Source organism: Variovorax sp. LjRoot130, assembly GCF_964253755.1.
Taxonomy (GTDB): Bacteria; Pseudomonadota; Gammaproteobacteria; order Burkholderiales; family Burkholderiaceae_C; genus Variovorax.
Genome location: NZ_CAXURM020000001.1, coordinates 1,616,799 through 1,634,960 on the forward strand (window position 1 = coordinate 1,616,799; position 18,162 = coordinate 1,634,960).

Consider the following 18,162-nt stretch of genomic DNA (forward strand, 5'->3'; position numbering starts at 1 on the left):
TCCCTGGTGCTGCTCGCGGCGCTGGCGTTGACTGGCCCATCTTTTGCGGCCGACGACCCTCCCGTCACTTCGGCGGCCCCCAGTGCAGTTCCTGCCAGTCCTGCAAGTTCCGGCGGCACCAAGCGCTGCACGTCCGTGGTCCACGACGACCGCCCGACCTACGTGACGCTCGGGAAATCCACTGTCATACCGCTCGATGTGCGGGTTGCCCGAATCATCGTGAGCGGCCAACCGCCGAGCAGAGCCCCTGCACCGAGCGCCGCCGCGACGGCCGCGCCTGGGGCGGCACCAGCGCCGGCGCCGGCGCGCCCCGCCCCTGCCTCCCAAGCGAATGCAAACGACGGGGTAGCCGACATGGAAGTCATGCTGCTCAGCCCGACCGACCTGTTCTTCAGGGGAAAGGTCGCGGGATCGATGAACGTGATCCTGCAGAACGCGCAGGGCGCCTGCTTCATCAAGGACATCATCGTCACGATCGATTCGGGCGCGCTGCAAGCGAAGCTGACCGAACTGATGCCCGAGGAAAACCGCATCAAGGTGCGGGGCGCCGAAAGAGCGATCGTGCTTACCGGCGAGATCAGCGACGCGCTGAAGCTGGACGACGTGATGAGCCTGGCCACCTCCTACGGCGACGGCAAGAAGGTGGTGAACCTGCTGCGCATCACTTCGCCGCAGCAGGTGATGCTCGAAGTCAAGATCGCCGAAGTCAGCAAGACCTTGCTCGACAGGCTGGGGTCGAGCATCGCTGCGCGCAGATTCACCAACGGCGCGACCAACACCTATACGCTGATCTCCAGCTTCCTGAGCGGAGGTGGTGCATTCGCAGAAGCGCTGCGGGTCGGCAAGACGGCGATCTCGCTCGACGGCCAGAAAGACGATGGCCTGGTGCGCGTCCTGGCCGAGCCCAACATCATGGCCATCAGCGGGCAGCAGGCCAGCTTCTTGTCGGGCGGCAAGATCTATATCCCGGTCTCTCAGACCCAGAGCGGTGGCATCCCCACCATCACGCTGGAAGAAAAGGAATTCGGCATCGGCGTGAAATTCACGCCCACGGTGCTGAACGGCGGCCGGATCAACTTGAAGATGGTGTCCGAGGTCTCGGATCTGTCGCAGACCGGCTCACCCTTCACGACAGTCACTGGCGTGACCTCCGTACTGCCGTCGCTCACCGTGCGCCGGGCCGACACCACCGTGCAGCTCAATGACGGTCAAAGCTTCGTCATTGCCGGCCTGATCAAGAACAACGTCACCGAAACGGTGAAGCGCTTTCCGGGACTCGGCGAGGTGCCGGTGGTGGGCGCGCTCGCTCGCAGCACCGAGTTCCAGAACGACCAGACGGAGTTGCTGTTCGTGATCACGCCGCGCCTGGTCAAGCCGTTGTCCGAAACGCCCCGGTTGCCCACGGACAACCACGTCGTGCCCAGCCGCGCCGAGGTCTATTTGAACGGTGCCCTGGAAAGCTCGCAGCCGGCCCCTTTCCCTCCCGCTTCCGAAACCAAATAAAGAGGACGTCATGACCAAGCTTGCCATTGCACTTCTTATCGGCCTGGTAGCGGGCTGTTCATCGGTGACTCCCCATTACGACGCGCGCTTCGGCGACGCCGTTCGGGATGCCAAGAAAAAAATGATCATCAATCCGGACGCCGGCAAGAATCCCGACCCGGTGGTTGGAATGGACGGAAAAGCGGCGCGGGAGACGATCATTTTTTATCAAGGAACCTACAAGACGCCGCCACCGGTGGTCAATGTCATCAATATTGGCGGCAGCATTGCTGGCGGCGCGAAGTAGCGTCAGAAATAACATCTTGGATCGGAAGAATTTCATAGAAAGGAGTTGGAACCCATCGAGTATCAAAAATCCTCTACCAACCAAATTCAACAACCAATTTTTTTATCAATTCACAGGTATACAAATGAACAAACTTTTTAATGCAACTCGCAATTCGATCGGCTCCTTTCTGCAAGACGAAGAGGGCGCTCAGATCGTCGAGTACGCGCTGATCATCGCTGTCGTATCGCTCGTCCTGATCGTCGCGCTGCGGGACTTGAATGGCAATTCATTTACTACATTTATCACCATGGTTGGGACTTGCTTGACCGACGGGTTGGCCTGCGGCGCACCGTAATGGACCAGTAGCGTGCAGTCGGTATGGCAGGCGGTGGCGCCGCGCCCTTTTCGTGGCGCCGTCGCTTGCCTAGCCGACGCGGCTAATTGGTAGTGCTAGTCCGTTCGCCGGCCAAACCTAGGCTCCAATTTGGTTCCAAAAAAGGAAAATCAAATGTTAACCGCATTTTTGACGGACGAAGAAGGCGCTCAAATCGTGGAATACGCGTTGATCATTGCGGTGATATCGCTCGCATTGGTCGTGGCGCTCCAGCCTCTGACACTCGGCGCCGGTATTGGTGGCTTGATCCAGCAACTTACCAACTGTCTGACCACGGTCTCATGTCCGTAGTCCATTAGCGAGTCTCGATCAGCAGAGGACCTCTCATGTCAAGCGTTGCCATTCACCGTTCCCCTCGTCGCCGTCAGCGTGGGGCCGTGATCATTACAACGGCGCTAGCGTTGCTGTTTCTGCTCGGCTTCATGGGGATTGCATTGGATTTCGGCCGCCTCTTTGTTGTCAAAACAGAGTTGCAAACCGCGATGGACAGTTGTGCGTTGGCGGCGGCGGGGGAATTGGACGGGCAGAGTACTGCATTCGAACGCGCCAGAAGCGCCGGCAAGACGGCCGGAAACCTGAATCGCGTCAACATGCAGTCTGCCGACTGGAGCGGCCAGGGCCAAATCGTCGACGCAGACATCACCTTCAAGGATCCCGCATATGTGACGACCGGCGATTTCGCGGTCGCCAAGTATGCGCAGTGCCAGCACACGCAGCCGAATGTGAATATGTGGTTGTTGGCGGCCATGGGCGCCTTTTCGGGCGACACGGCAGGCAACCCCGCAACCCACAATGTGGCGGCGACGGCGGTCGCCACCCGGGCCAGCGCGCAGACCACCTGCCCCGTTCCGGTGGGGCTCAAACCCAAGCCAGGCGGCACCGCCCCGAACTACGGGTTCGCTGTGGGCGAATGGGTCACGCTGATCAATGAACAAGGCGCAGCGGCAGGCGGCGAGATCGGATGGGCCAATCTGGACGGGTCCAACAACGCAGCCGAAACGGAAGCCGAGTTGAACGGTTATTGCGGAACGAAAGTGGGCGACACCTTGGGAACGCCTGGTGTGAAGGCTTCCGTCGCCGATGCCTGGAATTACCGCTTCGGGATCTACAAGAACACCGCCGATCCGGCCGCGACTGTGAGCAACCCGGACTTCACCGGTTACGCCTACACCGCGACCAACTGGCCGGCCCAGCAGAGTGCCTACGATGGTCCAGCGCCTGGCGCCGTCGCGCCGACCGCGGAGAATTTCCTGACCAAGCGCCAGGCATTCGCCTCCTGCGCCGACACCGGGACTAAGGTCAAGGGCGCCAACAGCTGCGAGTCGATCTCGGCCCCTTATTTGTCGTTGAACAGCTTCCAGAAGCTGGCTGCACCGGGCAACACACCGGGCGGGCATAAGCAATATGGACGCAGTCGACGCATCGTCACGGTACCGGTGATCAATGGCGCCAATCAGGTCATCGACTATGCATGCATGCTCATGCTGCAGCCCCTGTCGATTCCGATGACGAACGTGCAACTGGAATTCAGGGGCAATGCCTCGGCCACCGATCCGCCCGGCCCCTGCACCACCAACGGACTTCCAGGTGGCGCTGCCGGACCGCTTGTGCCGGTTCTGGTGAAGTAAGGAGTCGACATGAAAGCCAAACAATCCGGAGTGGCATTGGTCGAGCTGGCCTTGATCATTCCCCTTTTGTTGCTGCTGACCTTTATCACCACGGAGTTCGGGCGCGCGATGTATGAGTACAACGCCGTTACGAAGTCGACGCGGGACGCCGTGCGCTATCTCTCATTTCAAACGCCGGGCACACACATTGCAGAAGCTCAGAATCTGATGGTCTACGGCAATCTTGCGGGCACAGGAACGCCGTTGGTGCGCGGACTCAGCCTTGCCAATGTGCCGGCGGCAAGCTGCTGCACCTGGCAGACGGCGGGCACCAACCCGGTCATAAATACCGTGACCGTCCGTATTAGCGGATTCACCTTTCACTCGCTTTTTATCAGCGTCTTCGGCGTCGTCTTCGGCGATGCCAATGGCGACATTGTCTTTAGCGACATCACCGCAACGATGAGAGGTGCGACATGAAAAGAAAGCAAACCGGTGCGACCATCGTGGAATTCGCGCTGGGACTGATCATATTTTTCATGTTCCTGTTCGGAATCACGGACTTCGCCCGCATGCTTTTCACCTGGAGCGCCGCGAACGAGGCGACCAGGGCCGGCGCGCGGTATGCGGTGGTTTGCGATGACACATTCCAACAGGCGCAGGTGTTGGCAAAGATGCAAGCGCTGCTGCCGCAGATCAACGCCATCGATGTGGCATGGATCCCGTCGGGATGTAACGCAGCGACCTGCGAAGGCGTCACCGTGACGATCACCAGTCTCAACTACCAATGGATTTCTCCTATTGCCGGTGCAGCTCGGCTCGCGCCTATTCCGATGCCGACCTTTTCCACCTTCCTGCCCCGGGAAGTCATGCATCAGGACCTGAATAGTAATGTGATCTGCACATCATGAACATGGATGGATAGACAATGAAAATCGCCCTTATTTCTCCCAGCAAGAATCATCTCCAGGAAATGAGCCGGGTGCTTGAGGCTCATTCGCACACCGTGGTCCTGTTCGACGGCGGAAAGAGCAAAATGCGCCAGGTTGCCGAGCAGGAGCAACCGGACCTGATGGTGGTGGATGGCATGTGCTGCGATCCCAATGAACTGGCGCTGGTCGAATACGTCACCACGCACCACCCCAAAGTGGCCGTGATTCTGCTTTGTGCCACCCAGACGCCGGAATTCCTGATCAATTCCATGCGCGCCGGGGTGCGAGAGGTGCTCCCTTCGCCGGCCACACCGGCTGCGCTGGAGGCTGCGGTGAACCGCATGGCGGCCAAGCTCCTGGGGCTTCACGGCGCCACGGCCGGAAAGGTGCTGGCATTCATGCCCTGCAAGGGTGGCAGCGGCGCGACCTTCCTGGCAACGAATCTCGGCTTCCAGCTGGCCGAAACCAGTTCGGTGCTGCTGATCGATCTGAATCTGCAGTTCGGCGATGCCCTGTCTTTCGTCAGCGATGGCAAGCCCGCTTCCACGGTGGCGGATGTCGCGCACGACATCAGCAGGCTGGATGCCTCCTTCCTGGTGGCAAGCACGGTCAAGGTCGCGCCCAACTTCAGCATCCTGGCCGCGCCGGAAGACATGTCCAAAGCCATGGAGGTCAAGGCGGAACATGTCGACGCCATTCTCGCCCTGGCCGTGACCTTGTACGACTTTGTCCTGCTCGATATCGATCGCAATCTGAACACGCTGGCGATCAGGGCGCTGGATCGCGCCCACCGGATCTACCCCGTGCTGCAGGCAGGGCTGCCATCGATTCGAAATGCAAGCAAGTTGTTGGCGGTATTCAAGTCGCTGGGCTATCCGGCAACCAAGACCGAGCTGATCGTCAATCGCTTCGAGAAGACGAGCGAGATCAGCATCAGCGACATGCGGCGCTCGCTGGGCTCCGTCGCGCTGCTCACGATCCCGGACTCCTACAAGGAAGTCAACAACTCGATCAACCGCGGTGTGCCCCTGGTGGAAATCTCCCGCACCAATCCTGTCGCCAAGGGTCTGGCAGATTTGGCGCTGGCGCTGGCTCCGCGGCAAGACCAGAACAGCAGTTTCTTCGCCCGTCTCTTTCGGAAAGCCTAACCGTCTTCTCCTGTAACTCACAAGGCAGGTACCCCATGTCATTTCGAGAAAAACTGGACGCTGTCGCGATGGAACCCATCGTGCGCTCGCAGGCTCAGCCCACGGCCGACGCCTTCAGGAATCCGGTCGCCACCGATTCCTACAAGTCGCTGAAAGGTAGGATGCACCTGAAGCTGCTCGAGAAGTTCGACCTGGCGGCGCTGGAGACTCTGGCGCCCGAGGTATTGCGGCAAGAGATTTCCGCCATGGTCGGACGCTTGCTGCTGGAAGAGCAGGAAGCCCTCAATGAGATCGAACGACGCACTCTCATTCGGGACATCCAGCATGAAATGCTGGGCTTTGGCCCGATTGAACTGTTGATGGCCGATCCCACCGTTTCCGACATCCTGGTCAACTCCTACGAGCAGATCTACGTCGAACGCAAGGGGAGACTGGAACTCACCAACGTCACCTTCACCGACGAGAAGCATCTGCTGCGGATCATCGACAAGATCGTGTCGCTGGTGGGGCGGCGCATCGACGAGTCGAGCCCCATGGTCGACGCCCGGTTGCCCGACGGGTCCCGCGTCAATGCGGTGATTCCGCCCGTGGCGCTGGACGGGCCGATGATGTCCATTCGCCGCTTCGCTCACATCCCACTCAAGATGGAGAACCTGGTCAACGACCTGAAGAGCCTGACGCCGCAAATGGCCTTCATGCTGGAAGGCCTGAGCAAGGCCAAGGTCAACATGATCATTTCCGGCGGAACAGGTGCGGGCAAGACCACATTGCTCAATATCCTGTCTGGCTACATCCCGGAATCGGAGCGCATCGTCACCATCGAGGACGCGGCCGAGCTGCAGATGCAGCAGCCGCACGTGGTGCGCATGGAAACGCGCCCCATGAACATCGAGGGCAAGGGCGAGATCACGCAGCGTGCCCTGGTACGCAATGCGCTGCGCATGCGGCCCGACCGGATCGTGATCGGCGAGGTGCGCGGCGCCGAGGCGGTCGACATGCTGCAGGCCATGAACACCGGCCATGAAGGCTCGCTGACGACGATCCACGCCAATACGCCGCGGGACGCATTGTCCAGGCTGGAAAACATGATCGGGATGGCCAATCTCAATCTGCCGCATCACGCGGCGCGCCAGCAGATCGCGTCGGCCATCACGGTCGTGATCCAGGGGCTGAGACTGATCGACGGAAAGCGAAAGATCACCAGCATTCAGGAAATCACGGGCATGGAGGGCGATGTCATCACCATGCAGGAGATCTTCGCGTTCAGGCAAACCGGCGTGGGAGCCGAGGGCGAGGTGCAGGGCTATTTCCACGCGACCGGCGTACGGCCGAAATTCGCCGAGCGCCTGCGATCGTTTGGTGTCCTGCTGCCAGACGCCATGTTCGATCCGAGCAAGCGCTACGAGTAAAGGAGTCGATCATGTGGAAAGACATCGGGGGCAATGCCTTCCTGGTCGTTGCAGTACTGGTTTTCGTGGCCGTGCTTCTCCTTCTGGAAGCCCTGTATCTGATCTGGAAGTCGTACAAAGGGCCCGAGGCCAAGAAGCTCGAAAAGCGACTGCGGGCGCTGTCGGCCTCTCATGACGCGACCGCTCAGGCGCAGTTGCTGAAGGAGCGCATGCTCAGCGAGGTGCCGGCTTTCCAGCGGCTCCTGTTCAGTATTCCGAGAGCGCAAAGCCTCGACAAATTCATCCTCCAGTCCGGTCTGAACTGGACGGTCTCGAAGCTGCTGCTCTCGTGCGCAGGGTTCGGGGTGATCGGCCTCGTCTTGATGACCGGCGTGGCTCATCAGCCCCTTCTGATGGGCGCCGCCGGGGGAGCAGTGCTGGCGGCGGCGCCGCTGCTGTATCTGCAGCACAAGCGAAGCAGCCGGCTGGCCAGGCTGGAGCGGCAATTGCCCGACGCGCTCGACCTCGTGACCCGGGCGCTGCGATCCGGGCATTCGTTTTCATCCGGTTTGCAAATGATCGGCGAAGAAATGGCGGAGCCCATTGCCAATGAATTCCGCATCGTCAGCGACGAAGTCAACTTCGGGGTGTCGCTGCAGCAAGCGCTGACCAACCTGAGCGAAAGAGTCCCGCTCACTGACTTGCGCTATTTCGTCGTAGCGGTACTGGTCCAGCGTGACTCCGGCGGCAACCTCACGGAGGTGCTGGGCAATCTGAGCCGCTTGATTCGCGAGCGCCTGAAGCTGTATGGAAGGGTCAGGGTCTTGTCGTCGGAGGGGCGACTGTCGGCCTGGATCGTGGGTTCGATGCCATTCGCGCTGGCAGCTGTGATGAACCTGGTGAATCCGGGCTTCATGTCGCCCTTGTGGAAGGATCCGATGGGCATCTCCATCATCAAGTACATGCTCATCCTGATGGCTTTCGGCGTCTTGATGCTCAGAAAAATAATCAAGATCCGGGTATAGAGGAGAAAAACATGCTGCTATTTCCCGCGCTCATCTTCTTCGCCGTGGTCTTGACACTCGCAGGAGTGTTCCTCTGGCTGACCCCCAGCAAGACAGAACAGCGGCTGCAGGCCATGTCCAATCCGACAGGCAAATCGCAGTGGACGGAATCCGTGGTGAAAATCGTCGGCCCCTTCGCTCAGCTTTCGGCGCCGCCGATCGATGGTGAGGCATCGCCGCTGCGCGTCAAGTTTCTCAATGCAGGTATCCGGCATCCCGACGCGCATCTGATCTTCTTCGGATCCAAGACACTGCTGCCCCTCGCTCTCGCAGGATTGGCCTTTATTGCCCTGAGAGCGTCGAATCAAACGTCAGGCTTGACGCTGGTGATGTACCTTGCCATGGCGGCATTGGTCGGGTGCTATCTGCCGAATTTCGTCCTGTACTGCGTCACCAGGAACAGAAAGCGGGAGATCTTCGAGAACTTCCCTGATGCTGCCGACTTGATGCTGGTTTGCGTCGAGGCAGGCCTGGGGCTCGATGCCGGGCTGGTGAAGGTCACCGATGAAATCAGGATAAAAAGCGTCGCCCTGGCGGAAGAACTTCACTGGACAAATCTCGAGATGCGGGCAGGCGGGACGCGAGAGAAATCGCTGCGCAATCTGGCAATGCGCACGGGCGTCGAGGAAATCGGCACCTTTGCCACCATGCTGACGCAGGCCGACAAGTTCGGAACAAGCATCGGCGAATCGCTTCGGGTTTTTTCCGATGATCTGCGGCACAAACGGCAGGTGCGTGCGGAGGAGCTGGCCGCCAAGATTCCAACCAAGATGCTCATTCCGCTGGTCTTGTGCATATTCCCATCCATCCTGATGGTGATCCTTGGCCCGGCGGCCATTCAGATCGTCCGAACCCTCGTCCCCCTGTTCGGCGGACGATGATAGAAAGGCGGCGCTGCCGTCAGGACGGTAGCTTGTCCAGGTGATGCTTCACGGCGTAGACATACAGCTCCAGCCGATTGCTCACCCCCAGCTTCTGGTAGATCGAAGTCAGGTGGTTGCGCAGGGTGTGCTCGGTGATGAAGAGCCGTTCGGCCAGCGCCTTGTTCGATGCGCCGTTTCCGTCGACCACGGTGTGGATGATCTTGCGTTCCTTGCAGGTCAGTGCTGCCTGCTTCTCCGCCTCGGGGTCGACCTTGGGCGTCCGCTTCGAGTCGACGAACTCCGCGAACACGCGGCCCATCGTTTCGTTGTCCACGCACAGTTCGCCCTTGTGCATTCTTTCGATCGCCTGGAGCACCTGGTCCGCGGCTGCATCCTTGCGCAACACACCCCGGGCGCCGCCGAGGACCGCCAGGTCGAGGGTTTTTTGCTGGCGCTCGCCGGTCAGGATCATTACGCGGGAGACCGAGTTGGACAGCAGGCCGGGAAGAATATCCAGGGCGCTTTTTCCTCCCAGGTCGAGATCCAGCAGGATGACGTCGGGAATCACCTGGTCGACCTGCTCGAGCGCTTCTTCGCAGTTTCTCGCCGTCCCGACCACCTGCATTCGCGGCTTCTCGCCATCGATCAATCTGGACAATCCCCACAGCATCGTCTGGTGATCATCGACAAGCATGACACCGATGGGTTTTTCAACTGGCTGCATGTTCCACCTCCTAGATGGGTATCTCAACGTGCACGGAAGTGCCGCCGCTCGTTCCCCGCACCACTTGCGCGTTGCCGCCGAGCGCGGTCGCGCGTTCCGTGATCGACCTCGGCTGGAATGCGACCGACTGTGTTCCGTCGCATTCGTTCTCGATCTGGATACTGAGCAAGCCGTCCACGCATTCCAGCTTGACGGCGCCGTGGTGCGCGAAGGTGTGCTTGCAGATGTTGCTCAAGCCCTCGCGCACGATCTGCAATATCTCCGCGGTCAGGCGGTCGCTCACGTTGAGCTCGCCTTGCACGGAGACGGCGATGTCGATCCCGTAGAAATCCCTGGCCTGCGCCGCCTGCTGGCGCAGGACCAAGAGGAAGACTTGTTCCGTCTTGCCCAGGCCGTTCTTGACCGTACCGGCATAGCGGCGCAGATCGCCGATGACCTTGGCGGCCATGTCCGCCAGCTTGTCGAGATCCTCAACCAGCGGGTTGTCGGCGGCCGCCTTGTTGCGCAGAGCACTGAGGCCCATCTTCAGTCCGATGTAGGGCTGGATGGCCGTGTCGTGAAGATCCAGCGCGATCTTCTGGCGTTCCTGCGAAGCCGCATCCGAGGCCATCCGGTCCAGCAGTTCGATGTTCTCGATCACGGGGAAGGCCTGGGCAGCGATATGGCTCAGGAAGAGCGCATCGGCCTTTCTGAACCCGGCCTGGCGGGAGAAAAGGTAGATGCGGCCTTCGCTCTTTCGGAGCGACACCGGCGCGCTGATGAACGCACCGGCATCCAGCAGCTCGGCCAGGCTGCTACAGGCTGCTTCCTCGTGCCTGTTCCATCTTCCCTTGGCGCTGTCGTATGCCGCGGCACCGGTGAACGAGAACAGGGCCGGCCAGATCGGGCGGTTGTAGGCCACGATGCGATCCTGCGGGAGCGCCACGAGAGGCGCCGCCGCGTCCACGCTGATCCGTTCGGCATTGATCGAACGCTTCGCGTCGCCCTCCCTGATGGTGCGCAGGAAGTAGGCGCCCGACTCCTTGTCCCGGACGATCAGCAAGCAGCAGCTTCCCTGGAAGAACACCTGTGTCTTCTCCAGAATGCTGGTGACGGTGTGATCGACGCCGAAGCGCGGATTCGATACGCGGCTGACGTCGCGAAGCAGCGCGAGCCGCCGTTTCAGTTCGACCTTCGAGCCGCCCCAATGGATGCTCATGTAGCCGAACGCAAGCAGGAAGGTGGCGCGCAGCAGCAGGCGGGGGAGCTCCTGCTCGGTCGTCGTTCCCAGTCCGCAGGCGGCGAACAATCCGACCGAAGCGAGGGTGACGCGCGCGCCCTCGTTGAAGCCCCATCGGAAGGACGAGGTGAGGATGGCGAAGAAGAAGAACAAGAAGAAGAAGCTGTGGATGCCGTCCGTGAAAAGAACGATCAGCCCATACCAGAAGACATCCAGCCAGTGAATCAGCTTGCTCTGCGAGAACGGCGCATCGAGCTGCGTATAGAGATAAACGGCCAAACTGTGCAGGATGTAGCCGAAGAACAGCAGCCAGGTGAAGCCCCCGATGCCCCTCAAGCCCGCAGGATCGACAAAAATCGCGAGCAGGGCGGAGACGGACAGCACGAGCCGCATCCTGGCCACCATCCGCGCATCGGCGGCGTCGGCGGCAAGGCTCGCATCGAACTCGTTTTTCCTGTCCAGCCTGTGCACCAGCATCGGGCGTCTCCTCCTCCCACGATGGGAAATCGTGGGCTTTCTGCAGCCAATTTCTGCGCGTGGTAATCGTATGTGAAGAAGTCACATATTACTACTTAGGTAAACAGAGTAAGACTTTTGAAAGGATTTGTCAGTCGTTCTGCGCAAGAAGTCACGCGCCACCGGGGAGGCGCACCGGCGCCGAGCCCTCCTATACTGGCCGGCCCCAGCCCGGAGACACGCCATGCCCGCCGAGATACCCCGCACCACCCTGCAGCTCCGCTCCCTGATCAAGCGCAGCGGCGAGCTCGAACTCTCGCTGGCCGAAGAACCGGTTCCCGAGCCCAAGCCCGACGAAGTCATCGTGCGCGTCGAGGCCGCGCCCATGAACCCTTCGGACCTCGGCCTCCTGTTCGGCGCCGCCGACATGGCCACGGCCAAGGCCTCGGGCACGCCGGCGCGACCGGTGGTGACGGCCAGCGTCCCCGAGGCCGCGATGAAGAGCATGGCCGCGCGCCTGGATGCGTCGATGCCCGTGGGCAACGAAGGCGCGGGGGTGGTCGTGGCGGCGGGTTCCTCGCCCGCGGCGCAGGCGCTTCTGGGCAAGACGGTCGCGCTGATCGGCGGCGCGATGTACACCCAGTACCGCTGCATCCCGGTCGCCCAATGCATGCTGCTGCCCGAGGGCACGACGCCGGCCGAGGGCGCATCGTCCTTCGTCAATCCGCTCACCGCGCTCGGCATGGTCGAGACCATGCAGCGCGACGGCCACAAGGCGCTGGTGCACACGGCCGCGGCCTCCAACCTCGGCCAGATGCTCAACCGCATCTGCATCCAGGACGGCATCGGCCTGGTGAACATCGTGCGCAAGAAGGAGCAGGAAGAGATCCTGCGCGCGATCGGCGCCCGGTACGTGTGCAATGCGAGCGCGCCCACCTTCATGCAGGACCTGACCGACGCACTGGTCGCCACCGGCGCCACACTGGCCTTCGACGCCATCGGCGGCGGCAAGCTGGCCGGTCAGATCCTGAGCTGCATGGAAGCGGCCTTGAACAAGAGCGCCACCGAATACAGCCGCTACGGCTCCACCACCCACAAGCAGGTCTACATCTACGGCGGCCTCGACCGTGGCCCCACCGAGTTCGTGCGCAATTTCGGCATGGCCTGGGGCATGGGCGGCTGGCTGCTCTTTCCCTTCCTGCAGAAGATCGGCCCGGAGGGCGCGAAGAAGCTCAAGGAGCGCGTGGCGGCCGAATTGAAGACCACCTTTGCGAGCCGCTACACCAAGGAGGTGTCGATGTCGGAGGCGCTGCGGCTAGAGGAGATCGCGGTCTATGCGAAGCACGCGACCGGGGAGAAGTATTTGCTCAATCCAAGCAAGGGTTGAGTGCCGGCACCCACTGAATAGAGAAAAGCAAGCTGGCGCGCAACAACGCGGGAGGCTTGAGAGGTCCGTCAGGTTGAATCCGACGCCTGCATCCACGCCGGGATATCGCGTTGGCCATGCAGCACGCGCCAGACATCGATGTGATCGGCATGCTCGATGTAGAACACGAGATAGGGATAGCGCGTCAGCGGCCAGGAACGAAGGCCCGGCAGGTTCAGCTCATGGGCGTGGCGTGGCGAACCGGTGGACGGATGACGGCCAATGTGGGCGTAGGCCTGCTCCAAGGCATCAACGAATCCGAGTGCGGCGTGTTCGGCGTCTTCCGCCAGGTAATGCGAGATTGCTTCTTCGACGTCCCGGTTCGCCTGTTCGCGCGGAACAACGCGCCTAAGCTTCAACTGCGAGCACCAGTCCTGGCTGCCTTTCGCGCCCGGTTACGCAGGCTCTCGAAATAGCCGGCATCAGCCGGCGCCCCGGGTGCGGACTCAGCGCCTGCCATTAACAGCTCCCGCAGATGCAAACGCTCCTGGTCTTTGCGAATCAGTTCTCGTACGTATTCGCTGCTGGTGCCGTAGCCGCGTTGATCGACCTGCTTGTCGACGAATGCCTTGAGGGTGTCGGGCAGAGAGATGTTCATCGTGCTCATGGCCCAAGGCTAAATCGAATGGCAAAATTTGGCAAGGTTCAGGCCCCTTGCGGCAGAACCTACCCCAGCGCCAGCCGCGTCCCCGAAGCGCCCGCCGCCTTGCGGATCCCGTCCGGCCCGTAGAAGGGCTGCTTGCTCGCCCGCAGATAGTCGAGCGCGTTCTGGGTGAAGTCCAGATGGCCGTAGACCATCGATCCGATGTGGCGGTTGTCGGCCTTGGCGCGGTCCGCAAGTTCCAGCAGCGCCGTCCAGGCCTCTTGCGATGCTTCGCCGGCGGCGGCTGCCGCTTCATCGGCACCGGCACGGCCGGGTTCGAAGCCCAGCGCCACCTGGGCCGATTCGCGCGCCTGGTCGAGCGCGCCCAGGCGGTCGAGCAGGGCGGCCTTCTGTTCGGTGAGCGGGCCGAGGTCGGCGAAGAGATTGTTCTTCATCGCCTGCGCCTCCAGGTCCAGAACCGCAAGGAATTCTTCGACGCAGGACTTCTCGGCCAGCAAATGGGGCAGCAGGATCACGTTCACAGGTCTTTCTTGGCGCCGAGCAGGTCGCGCACGCTGGCCAGGAGGCCCTTGGCGATCCGCTCGGGATGGATTTCGTAGCGGCCGGCGCGGATGTCCTCGCGGATCGAGGCGACGCGCGCGGCATCGAAGTCGGTGCTGGGCGAGCTGGGTAGCGAATGAACCTGGCCCGTGGAAACCTGCACCGATTCCTTGGCGACTTCGGCGACATCGGCGCCGGTGGCCGGCAGGGCCTTGCCGCCCTTGGCGGTGCGGGAGAGCGGTGTGGCCGACGGGGCGGATTGATCGATTTTCAAGATGGTTCCTCAGGGGCTGACCCGTTTATCGGCAGTTTAGGGCGGAACTTTAGGGTCACCTATTGCGAGAGTCGGATCTGGCCGCCTTCGTCCGCCACGCCGCTGACCAGGCGGCCGTCGCGCGTCTTGGCCTGCACGGTCGCGCCGATCTCGGCGCGGGTGATGGCCCGGGCCTCGGTGCTGACGGTGAAGCCCGGCCCAACGGCCACCACCTGCACCGTCTGGCCCTGCTGGATCACGACCACGCCGCGCACCAGTTCGCGCCGCACGGGCGCGCCGGCGGCGATGCGGTTGACGGCCACCACGCCCCTGAGTTCGGCGGCATCGGTCACGACCGAGCGCGGCAGCGCGCTGAGATCGCCCGTGCGTTCGGCCAGGTCGCCGGCGCCCAGGGCCTGGCCGGCCTCGATGGCGCGCGCGGCCACGAAGTAACGGCTCTCGATGGCGACGCGCGCCTGCACGAAACGCGTCCAGGGCTTGTCGCCGGCGCAGCGCAGGCCCACCGATACCCGGCCCGAGGGCGCGGCGCCCCTGGGCAGGAAAGCCTGGAGCGATTCGCAGGGAGGCAGCGCGCCCGAAGCCGGCATGTTCACGTCGATGCGCACCTTGCCCGGGAGGCCGGCGGTCTGCGCTTGCAGAAACTGTTCGATGACGGCGAGCGCATCCCCTGGCGCAGCCGCGGCCGGCGCTGCGGCCAGCGCCGCGAGCAGCAGCAGGAGGAGACGGCGAAAGGAGCGGGTTGTTTCCATCATCGGTCCAGCGATTCTAGGAATGCGTGGCTCCGCCTGAAGGTGCGAAGTGCACCCCAAATGCCCCTTTGTTCGGCCCATTGCAAACACGACCCGTGCATAGACTCGCTTTCCATCAGTCGCCATGCCCGCCTGGGACGCGACACCTCCAACTGATGGAACAACATGATCGACAAGCTGGATGCGGCGCTTCGCTTCAACCGCGAAGCACTCAATCTCCGGGCGCAGCGCCAGGAGGTGCTGGCGGCCAACATCGCCCATGCCGACACGCCCAACTACAAGGCGCGTGACTTCGATTTCGCGAGCCGGCTCTCGCAGGCCGTGGAGCAGGGCCGCGCCGCGCAGTCGGTGACGCTTTCCACCACCTCCGCGCGCCACCTGCAGGCCGAAGCATCGGCAGTGCCCGATGCCGACCTGCTCTATCGCGTGCCAAGCCAATCCAGCATCGACGGCAACACCGTCGAGATGGATGCCGAGCGCATCAACTTCGCCGACAACGCGCTGCGCTACGAGGCCAACCTCACGGTGCTCAGCGCCAAGATCAAGTCGCTGCTGTCGGCAGTGCAGTAGGAACCACCATGCCCTTGCCCAGCGCTTCCATGAACATCTTCAACGTGGCGGGCTCCGCCATGGCCGCGCAGTCGCAGCGCATGAATGTGACCGCGAGCAACCTGGCCAATGCCGAGAGCGTGGCCGGTCCGGACGGCCAGCCCTACCGCGCCAAGCAGGTCGTCTTCGAGGTCGCGGCCTCGGGGCAGCAGGACATCGGTGGCGTCAAGGTCGCGGGCGTGGTGGAAGACCCCTCGCCCATGAAGATGGTCTACGACCCGAAGAACCCCCATGCCAATCCCGCGGGCTACGTGACCATGTCCAACGTCAACGTCGTCGAAGAGATGACCAACATGATTTCCGCCTCGCGCAGCTACCAGGCCAACGTCGAGGTGCTCAACACCGCCAAGACGCTGATGGTCAAGACGCTGACGATCGGCCAGTAAATCCCAACCACAAGAAGCGAACCCATGGCCATCGACGACTCCCTCGCCATCACCGGCACGAACACCACCAGCTCGGCGCAGAGCAACAACAGTGTGAGCGGCGCCGACAGCGAGCAGCGCTTTCTCAAGCTGCTGGTGACGCAGCTCAACAACCAGGATCCGCTCAACCCGATGCAGAACGCCGAGCTCACCTCGCAGCTCGCGCAGATGAGCACCGTGAGCGGCATCGAGAAGCTCAACGGCACGCTCTCCGGCCTGGTGAACCAGACCGGCGCCAACCAGGTGCTGCAGGCGGCATCGCTGATCGGCTACAACGTGCTGTCGCCCGGCAACGAGATCGCCACCAAGGCGCCGGAAGCGGGCAAGGACCCGGCGGTCGTGCCCTTCGCGGTGCAGCTGCCGGGCTCGGCCGGCGACGTCGAGGTGAAGATCGTCGACGCCGCGGGCAAGACGGTGCGCACCCTCAACCTCGGCTCGTTGCCCGAAGGCGTCAACGCCGTCACCTGGGACGGCAAGGCCGACGACGGCACCGTCGCACCGGCCGGCAGCTACACCTTCACGGTGGCCGCTGACAACAACGGCACCACGGTCGAGGCGACCGCGCTCACCTTCTCGCAGGTGGCCGCCGTCAAGCAGGGCACGAGCGGCGTCACGCTCGAGCTGGCCTCGGGCCGCAGCATCGGCCTGTCCGACGTCCGCATGTTCCTCTGAGTCCTTCGCATGCCTTTCCCCTCGGCGGCCGCCGCCCGGCTGCAAGCCGTTCTTTCATCGCCTCGAAACAAGGATCGATCATGAGTTTTTCCCAGGGCATCAGCGGCCTGTCTGTCGCCGCCGCCAACCTCGACGTCATCGGCAACAACATCGCCAACTCGGGCACTGTGGGCTTCAAGTCGGCCGCCGCGACCTTCCAGGACGTGTATGCCGGATCGCGCATCGGCCTCGGCGCCTCGGTGGCCGGCGTGACGCAGAACTTCACGCAGGGCGTGACCCAGACCAGCAGCCGCCCGCTGGACGTGGCCATCCTCAACGGCGACGGCTTCTTCCGCCTCTCGAGCCCGAGCGGCGAGATCATGTACTCGCGCAACGGCCAGTTCACCAAGGACCAGGACGGCTACATCGTCAACGCCGCCGGCCTGCGGCTGACCGGCTTCGGCGTGTCGGCCACCGGCGGCATCGAAGGCGGCACGCCCTCGGCGATTCGCATCCCGACCACCGCCATGGACCCGAAGGCCACCGCCGGCGTGCAGGCCGAGTTCAACCTCGACTCGCGCAGCGTGACGCCCACCAAGACGCCCTTCAACGTGGCCGACTCGGACACCTACAACTACTCCAACGCGCTCGGGCCGGTCTACGACTCGCTGGGCAATCCGCACGAGCTGGGCGTCTTCTTCGTGAAGACCGGCGCCAATGCGTGGAGCGTCTACGGCGCGGCCGACGGTGCCGCGCTCAACGCCGGCGCGCCGATCTCCACCATGACCTTCGACGCCAACGGCAAGCTGCTGACGCCCGCCGGCGGCACCATCACGCTGCCGGCGATGACCTTCCCCAACGGTTCGGCGGCGATGAACGTCACGGTCGACCTCTCGGGCACCACGCAGTTCGGCAATGCCAACGCGATCAATAAGCTCAACCAGGACGGCTATACCTCGGGCTCGCTGACCGCCTACTCGATCAACCCCGACGGCACCATCACCGGCAAGTTCTCCAACGAGCAGACCCAGCTGCTGGGCCAGGTGGTGCTGTCGAGCTTCGCCAACCCCAACGGCCTGGAGCCCAAGGGCAACAACGTCTGGGCCGAGACCCAGGCTTCGGGTCAGGCGCTCACCGGCACGCCGGGCGCAGGCACCAAGCAGGGCTCGCTCGCCTCGGGCGCGCTCGAGGCTTCCAACGTCGACCTCACTTCCGAGCTCGTCAACCTGATCGTGGCCCAGCGCAGCTACCAGGCCAACGCGCAGACGGTGAAGACGCAGGATCAGGTCGTCCAGACGCTGATCAACATCCGCTGAGC

Annotated in this window: 23 protein-coding genes; 16 read left to right on the forward strand and 7 right to left on the reverse strand. The window is 62.6% G+C overall.

Going from position 1 to position 18,162, the window contains the following annotated elements; translation table 11 throughout:
- Positions 1-6: 6 nt before the first annotated feature.
- From ACSQ86_RS08085 to ACSQ86_RS08135, 11 genes are all read left to right on the forward strand, one after another.
- Positions 7-1,503: a type II and III secretion system protein family protein gene (locus ACSQ86_RS08085; protein ID WP_436310263.1), complete on the forward strand. Its 1,497-nt coding sequence runs from the start codon at positions 7-9 to the stop codon at positions 1,501-1,503.
- 10 nt (positions 1,504-1,513) lie between these two features.
- Positions 1,514-1,789, forward strand: coding sequence for a hypothetical protein (locus ACSQ86_RS08090; protein ID WP_436308704.1), 276 nt, complete (start codon positions 1,514-1,516; stop codon positions 1,787-1,789).
- Positions 1,790-1,913: 124 nt separating this feature from the next.
- Positions 1,914-2,126, forward strand: a complete 213-nt coding sequence (locus tag ACSQ86_RS08095) for a Flp family type IVb pilin (RefSeq protein ID WP_436308705.1) — start codon at positions 1,914-1,916, stop codon at positions 2,124-2,126.
- Positions 2,127-2,279: 153 nt separating this feature from the next.
- On the forward strand, positions 2,280-2,456 hold the full coding sequence (locus ACSQ86_RS08100; RefSeq protein ID WP_436308706.1) for a Flp family type IVb pilin: 177 nt from the start codon (positions 2,280-2,282) through the stop codon (positions 2,454-2,456).
- Between the two features lie 35 nt (positions 2,457-2,491).
- Complete coding sequence (locus ACSQ86_RS08105; RefSeq protein ID WP_436308707.1) at positions 2,492-3,793, forward strand: pilus assembly protein TadG-related protein; 1,302 nt, start codon at positions 2,492-2,494, stop codon at positions 3,791-3,793.
- A gap of 9 nt (positions 3,794-3,802) precedes the next feature.
- Positions 3,803-4,252 carry a TadE/TadG family type IV pilus assembly protein gene (locus ACSQ86_RS08110; protein ID WP_436308708.1) on the forward strand — a complete coding sequence of 150 codons (450 nt, stop codon included), beginning with the start codon at positions 3,803-3,805 and terminating at the stop codon, positions 4,250-4,252.
- Positions 4,249-4,683 carry a TadE/TadG family type IV pilus assembly protein gene (locus tag ACSQ86_RS08115; RefSeq protein ID WP_436308709.1) on the forward strand — a complete coding sequence of 145 codons (435 nt, stop codon included), beginning with the start codon at positions 4,249-4,251 and terminating at the stop codon, positions 4,681-4,683. Before ACSQ86_RS08110 ends, ACSQ86_RS08115 begins: the two co-directional genes overlap by 4 nt.
- Before the next feature lie 17 nt (positions 4,684-4,700).
- Positions 4,701-5,852, forward strand: coding sequence for an AAA family ATPase (locus ACSQ86_RS08120; RefSeq protein WP_436308710.1), 1,152 nt, complete (start codon positions 4,701-4,703; stop codon positions 5,850-5,852).
- A gap of 35 nt (positions 5,853-5,887) precedes the next feature.
- Entirely contained in the window at positions 5,888-7,261 is a 1,374-nt protein-coding gene (locus ACSQ86_RS08125; protein WP_436308711.1) for a CpaF family protein, read from the forward strand.
- Between the two features lie 11 nt (positions 7,262-7,272).
- The gene (locus ACSQ86_RS08130) at positions 7,273-8,265 is read left to right on the forward strand and encodes a type II secretion system F family protein (protein ID WP_436308712.1); all 993 of its coding nucleotides are present in this window, start codon (positions 7,273-7,275) and stop codon (positions 8,263-8,265) included.
- Positions 8,266-8,276: 11 nt separating this feature from the next.
- The gene (locus tag ACSQ86_RS08135) at positions 8,277-9,185 is read left to right on the forward strand and encodes a type II secretion system F family protein (RefSeq protein WP_436308713.1); all 909 of its coding nucleotides are present in this window, start codon (positions 8,277-8,279) and stop codon (positions 9,183-9,185) included.
- A 19-nt stretch (positions 9,186-9,204) separates the two neighbouring features.
- Here ACSQ86_RS08135 and ACSQ86_RS08140 read toward each other — a convergent pair whose 3' ends face one another.
- Together ACSQ86_RS08140 and ACSQ86_RS08145 are read right to left on the reverse strand one after the other, a co-directional pair.
- The gene (locus ACSQ86_RS08140) at positions 9,205-9,891 is read right to left on the reverse strand and encodes a response regulator (protein WP_436308714.1); all 687 of its coding nucleotides are present in this window, start codon (positions 9,889-9,891) and stop codon (positions 9,205-9,207) included.
- Positions 9,892-9,901: 10 nt separating this feature from the next.
- Entirely contained in the window at positions 9,902-11,587 is a 1,686-nt protein-coding gene (locus tag ACSQ86_RS08145; RefSeq protein ID WP_436308715.1) for a sensor histidine kinase, read from the reverse strand.
- A gap of 223 nt (positions 11,588-11,810) precedes the next feature.
- Between ACSQ86_RS08145 and ACSQ86_RS08150 the strand changes: the two genes are divergently transcribed.
- Positions 11,811-12,953, forward strand: a complete 1,143-nt coding sequence (locus ACSQ86_RS08150) for a zinc-binding dehydrogenase (RefSeq protein ID WP_436308716.1) — start codon at positions 11,811-11,813, stop codon at positions 12,951-12,953.
- A gap of 68 nt (positions 12,954-13,021) precedes the next feature.
- Here ACSQ86_RS08150 and ACSQ86_RS08155 read toward each other — a convergent pair whose 3' ends face one another.
- Genes ACSQ86_RS08155 through flgA form a run of 5 tightly spaced genes read right to left on the reverse strand, consistent with a single transcriptional unit; the run spans position 13,022 to position 15,162 of the window.
- Positions 13,022-13,351, reverse strand: a complete 330-nt coding sequence (locus ACSQ86_RS08155; protein ID WP_436308717.1) for a type II toxin-antitoxin system RelE/ParE family toxin — start codon at positions 13,349-13,351, stop codon at positions 13,022-13,024.
- Positions 13,348-13,599: a type II toxin-antitoxin system ParD family antitoxin gene (locus ACSQ86_RS08160; RefSeq protein WP_436308718.1), complete on the reverse strand. Its 252-nt coding sequence runs from the start codon at positions 13,597-13,599 to the stop codon at positions 13,348-13,350. Before ACSQ86_RS08160 ends, ACSQ86_RS08155 begins: the two co-directional genes overlap by 4 nt.
- Positions 13,600-13,658: 59 nt before the next feature.
- The gene (locus tag ACSQ86_RS08165) at positions 13,659-14,117 is read right to left on the reverse strand and encodes a flagella synthesis protein FlgN (protein ID WP_436308719.1); all 459 of its coding nucleotides are present in this window, start codon (positions 14,115-14,117) and stop codon (positions 13,659-13,661) included.
- On the reverse strand, positions 14,114-14,410 hold the full coding sequence (flgM, locus tag ACSQ86_RS08170) for a flagellar biosynthesis anti-sigma factor FlgM (protein WP_436308720.1): 297 nt from the start codon (positions 14,408-14,410) through the stop codon (positions 14,114-14,116). Before flgM ends, ACSQ86_RS08165 begins: the two co-directional genes overlap by 4 nt.
- Positions 14,411-14,469: 59 nt before the next feature.
- Positions 14,470-15,162 carry a flagellar basal body P-ring formation chaperone FlgA gene (gene flgA, locus ACSQ86_RS08175; RefSeq protein WP_436308721.1) on the reverse strand — a complete coding sequence of 231 codons (693 nt, stop codon included), beginning with the start codon at positions 15,160-15,162 and terminating at the stop codon, positions 14,470-14,472.
- 162 nt (positions 15,163-15,324) lie between these two features.
- Here flgA and flgB point away from each other — a divergent pair, with 162 nt between their 5' ends.
- The 4 genes from flgB (at position 15,325) to flgE (ending at position 18,160) form a co-directional block, all read left to right on the forward strand.
- Positions 15,325-15,729, forward strand: a complete 405-nt coding sequence (gene flgB / locus ACSQ86_RS08180) for a flagellar basal body rod protein FlgB (RefSeq protein WP_436308722.1) — start codon at positions 15,325-15,327, stop codon at positions 15,727-15,729.
- 8 nt (positions 15,730-15,737) lie between these two features.
- A complete protein-coding gene (flgC, locus tag ACSQ86_RS08185; RefSeq protein WP_436308723.1) occupies positions 15,738-16,154 on the forward strand; it encodes a flagellar basal body rod protein FlgC in 417 nt (138 codons plus the stop codon).
- A gap of 24 nt (positions 16,155-16,178) precedes the next feature.
- Entirely contained in the window at positions 16,179-16,865 is a 687-nt protein-coding gene (locus ACSQ86_RS08190) for a flagellar hook assembly protein FlgD (protein WP_436295943.1), read from the forward strand.
- Positions 16,866-16,945: 80 nt separating this feature from the next.
- A complete protein-coding gene (flgE, locus tag ACSQ86_RS08195; protein WP_436308724.1) occupies positions 16,946-18,160 on the forward strand; it encodes a flagellar hook protein FlgE in 1,215 nt (404 codons plus the stop codon).
- Positions 18,161-18,162 lie beyond the last annotated feature (2 nt).

Bases quoted from the DNA above. Each gene is read 5' to 3' on its own strand.
- ACSQ86_RS08090 (WP_436308704.1), top strand. From the start codon at position 1,514: ATGACCAAGCTTGCCATTGCACTTCTTATCGGCCTGGTAGCGGGCTGT.
- ACSQ86_RS08095 (WP_436308705.1), top strand. From the start codon at position 1,914: ATGAACAAACTTTTTAATGCAACTCGCAATTCGATCGGCTCCTTTCTG.
- ACSQ86_RS08100 (WP_436308706.1), top strand. From the start codon at position 2,280: ATGTTAACCGCATTTTTGACGGACGAAGAAGGCGCTCAAATCGTGGAA.
- ACSQ86_RS08105 (WP_436308707.1), top strand. From the start codon at position 2,492: ATGTCAAGCGTTGCCATTCACCGTTCCCCTCGTCGCCGTCAGCGTGGG.
- ACSQ86_RS08110 (WP_436308708.1), top strand. From the start codon at position 3,803: ATGAAAGCCAAACAATCCGGAGTGGCATTGGTCGAGCTGGCCTTGATC.
- ACSQ86_RS08115 (WP_436308709.1), top strand. From the start codon at position 4,249: ATGAAAAGAAAGCAAACCGGTGCGACCATCGTGGAATTCGCGCTGGGA.
- ACSQ86_RS08120 (WP_436308710.1), top strand. From the start codon at position 4,701: ATGAAAATCGCCCTTATTTCTCCCAGCAAGAATCATCTCCAGGAAATG.
- ACSQ86_RS08125 (WP_436308711.1), top strand. From the start codon at position 5,888: ATGTCATTTCGAGAAAAACTGGACGCTGTCGCGATGGAACCCATCGTG.
- ACSQ86_RS08130 (WP_436308712.1), top strand. From the start codon at position 7,273: ATGTGGAAAGACATCGGGGGCAATGCCTTCCTGGTCGTTGCAGTACTG.
- ACSQ86_RS08135 (WP_436308713.1), top strand. From the start codon at position 8,277: ATGCTGCTATTTCCCGCGCTCATCTTCTTCGCCGTGGTCTTGACACTC.
- ACSQ86_RS08140 (WP_436308714.1), bottom strand. From the start codon at position 9,891: ATGCAGCCAGTTGAAAAACCCATCGGTGTCATGCTTGTCGATGATCAC.
- ACSQ86_RS08145 (WP_436308715.1), bottom strand. From the start codon at position 11,587: ATGCTGGTGCACAGGCTGGACAGGAAAAACGAGTTCGATGCGAGCCTT.
- ACSQ86_RS08150 (WP_436308716.1), top strand. From the start codon at position 11,811: ATGCCCGCCGAGATACCCCGCACCACCCTGCAGCTCCGCTCCCTGATC.
- ACSQ86_RS08160 (WP_436308718.1), bottom strand. From the start codon at position 13,599: ATGAGCACGATGAACATCTCTCTGCCCGACACCCTCAAGGCATTCGTC.
- flgA (WP_436308721.1), bottom strand. From the start codon at position 15,162: ATGATGGAAACAACCCGCTCCTTTCGCCGTCTCCTCCTGCTGCTGCTC.
- flgB (WP_436308722.1), top strand. From the start codon at position 15,325: ATGATCGACAAGCTGGATGCGGCGCTTCGCTTCAACCGCGAAGCACTC.
- flgC (WP_436308723.1), top strand. From the start codon at position 15,738: ATGCCCTTGCCCAGCGCTTCCATGAACATCTTCAACGTGGCGGGCTCC.
- ACSQ86_RS08190 (WP_436295943.1), top strand. From the start codon at position 16,179: ATGGCCATCGACGACTCCCTCGCCATCACCGGCACGAACACCACCAGC.
- flgE (WP_436308724.1), top strand. From the start codon at position 16,946: ATGAGTTTTTCCCAGGGCATCAGCGGCCTGTCTGTCGCCGCCGCCAAC.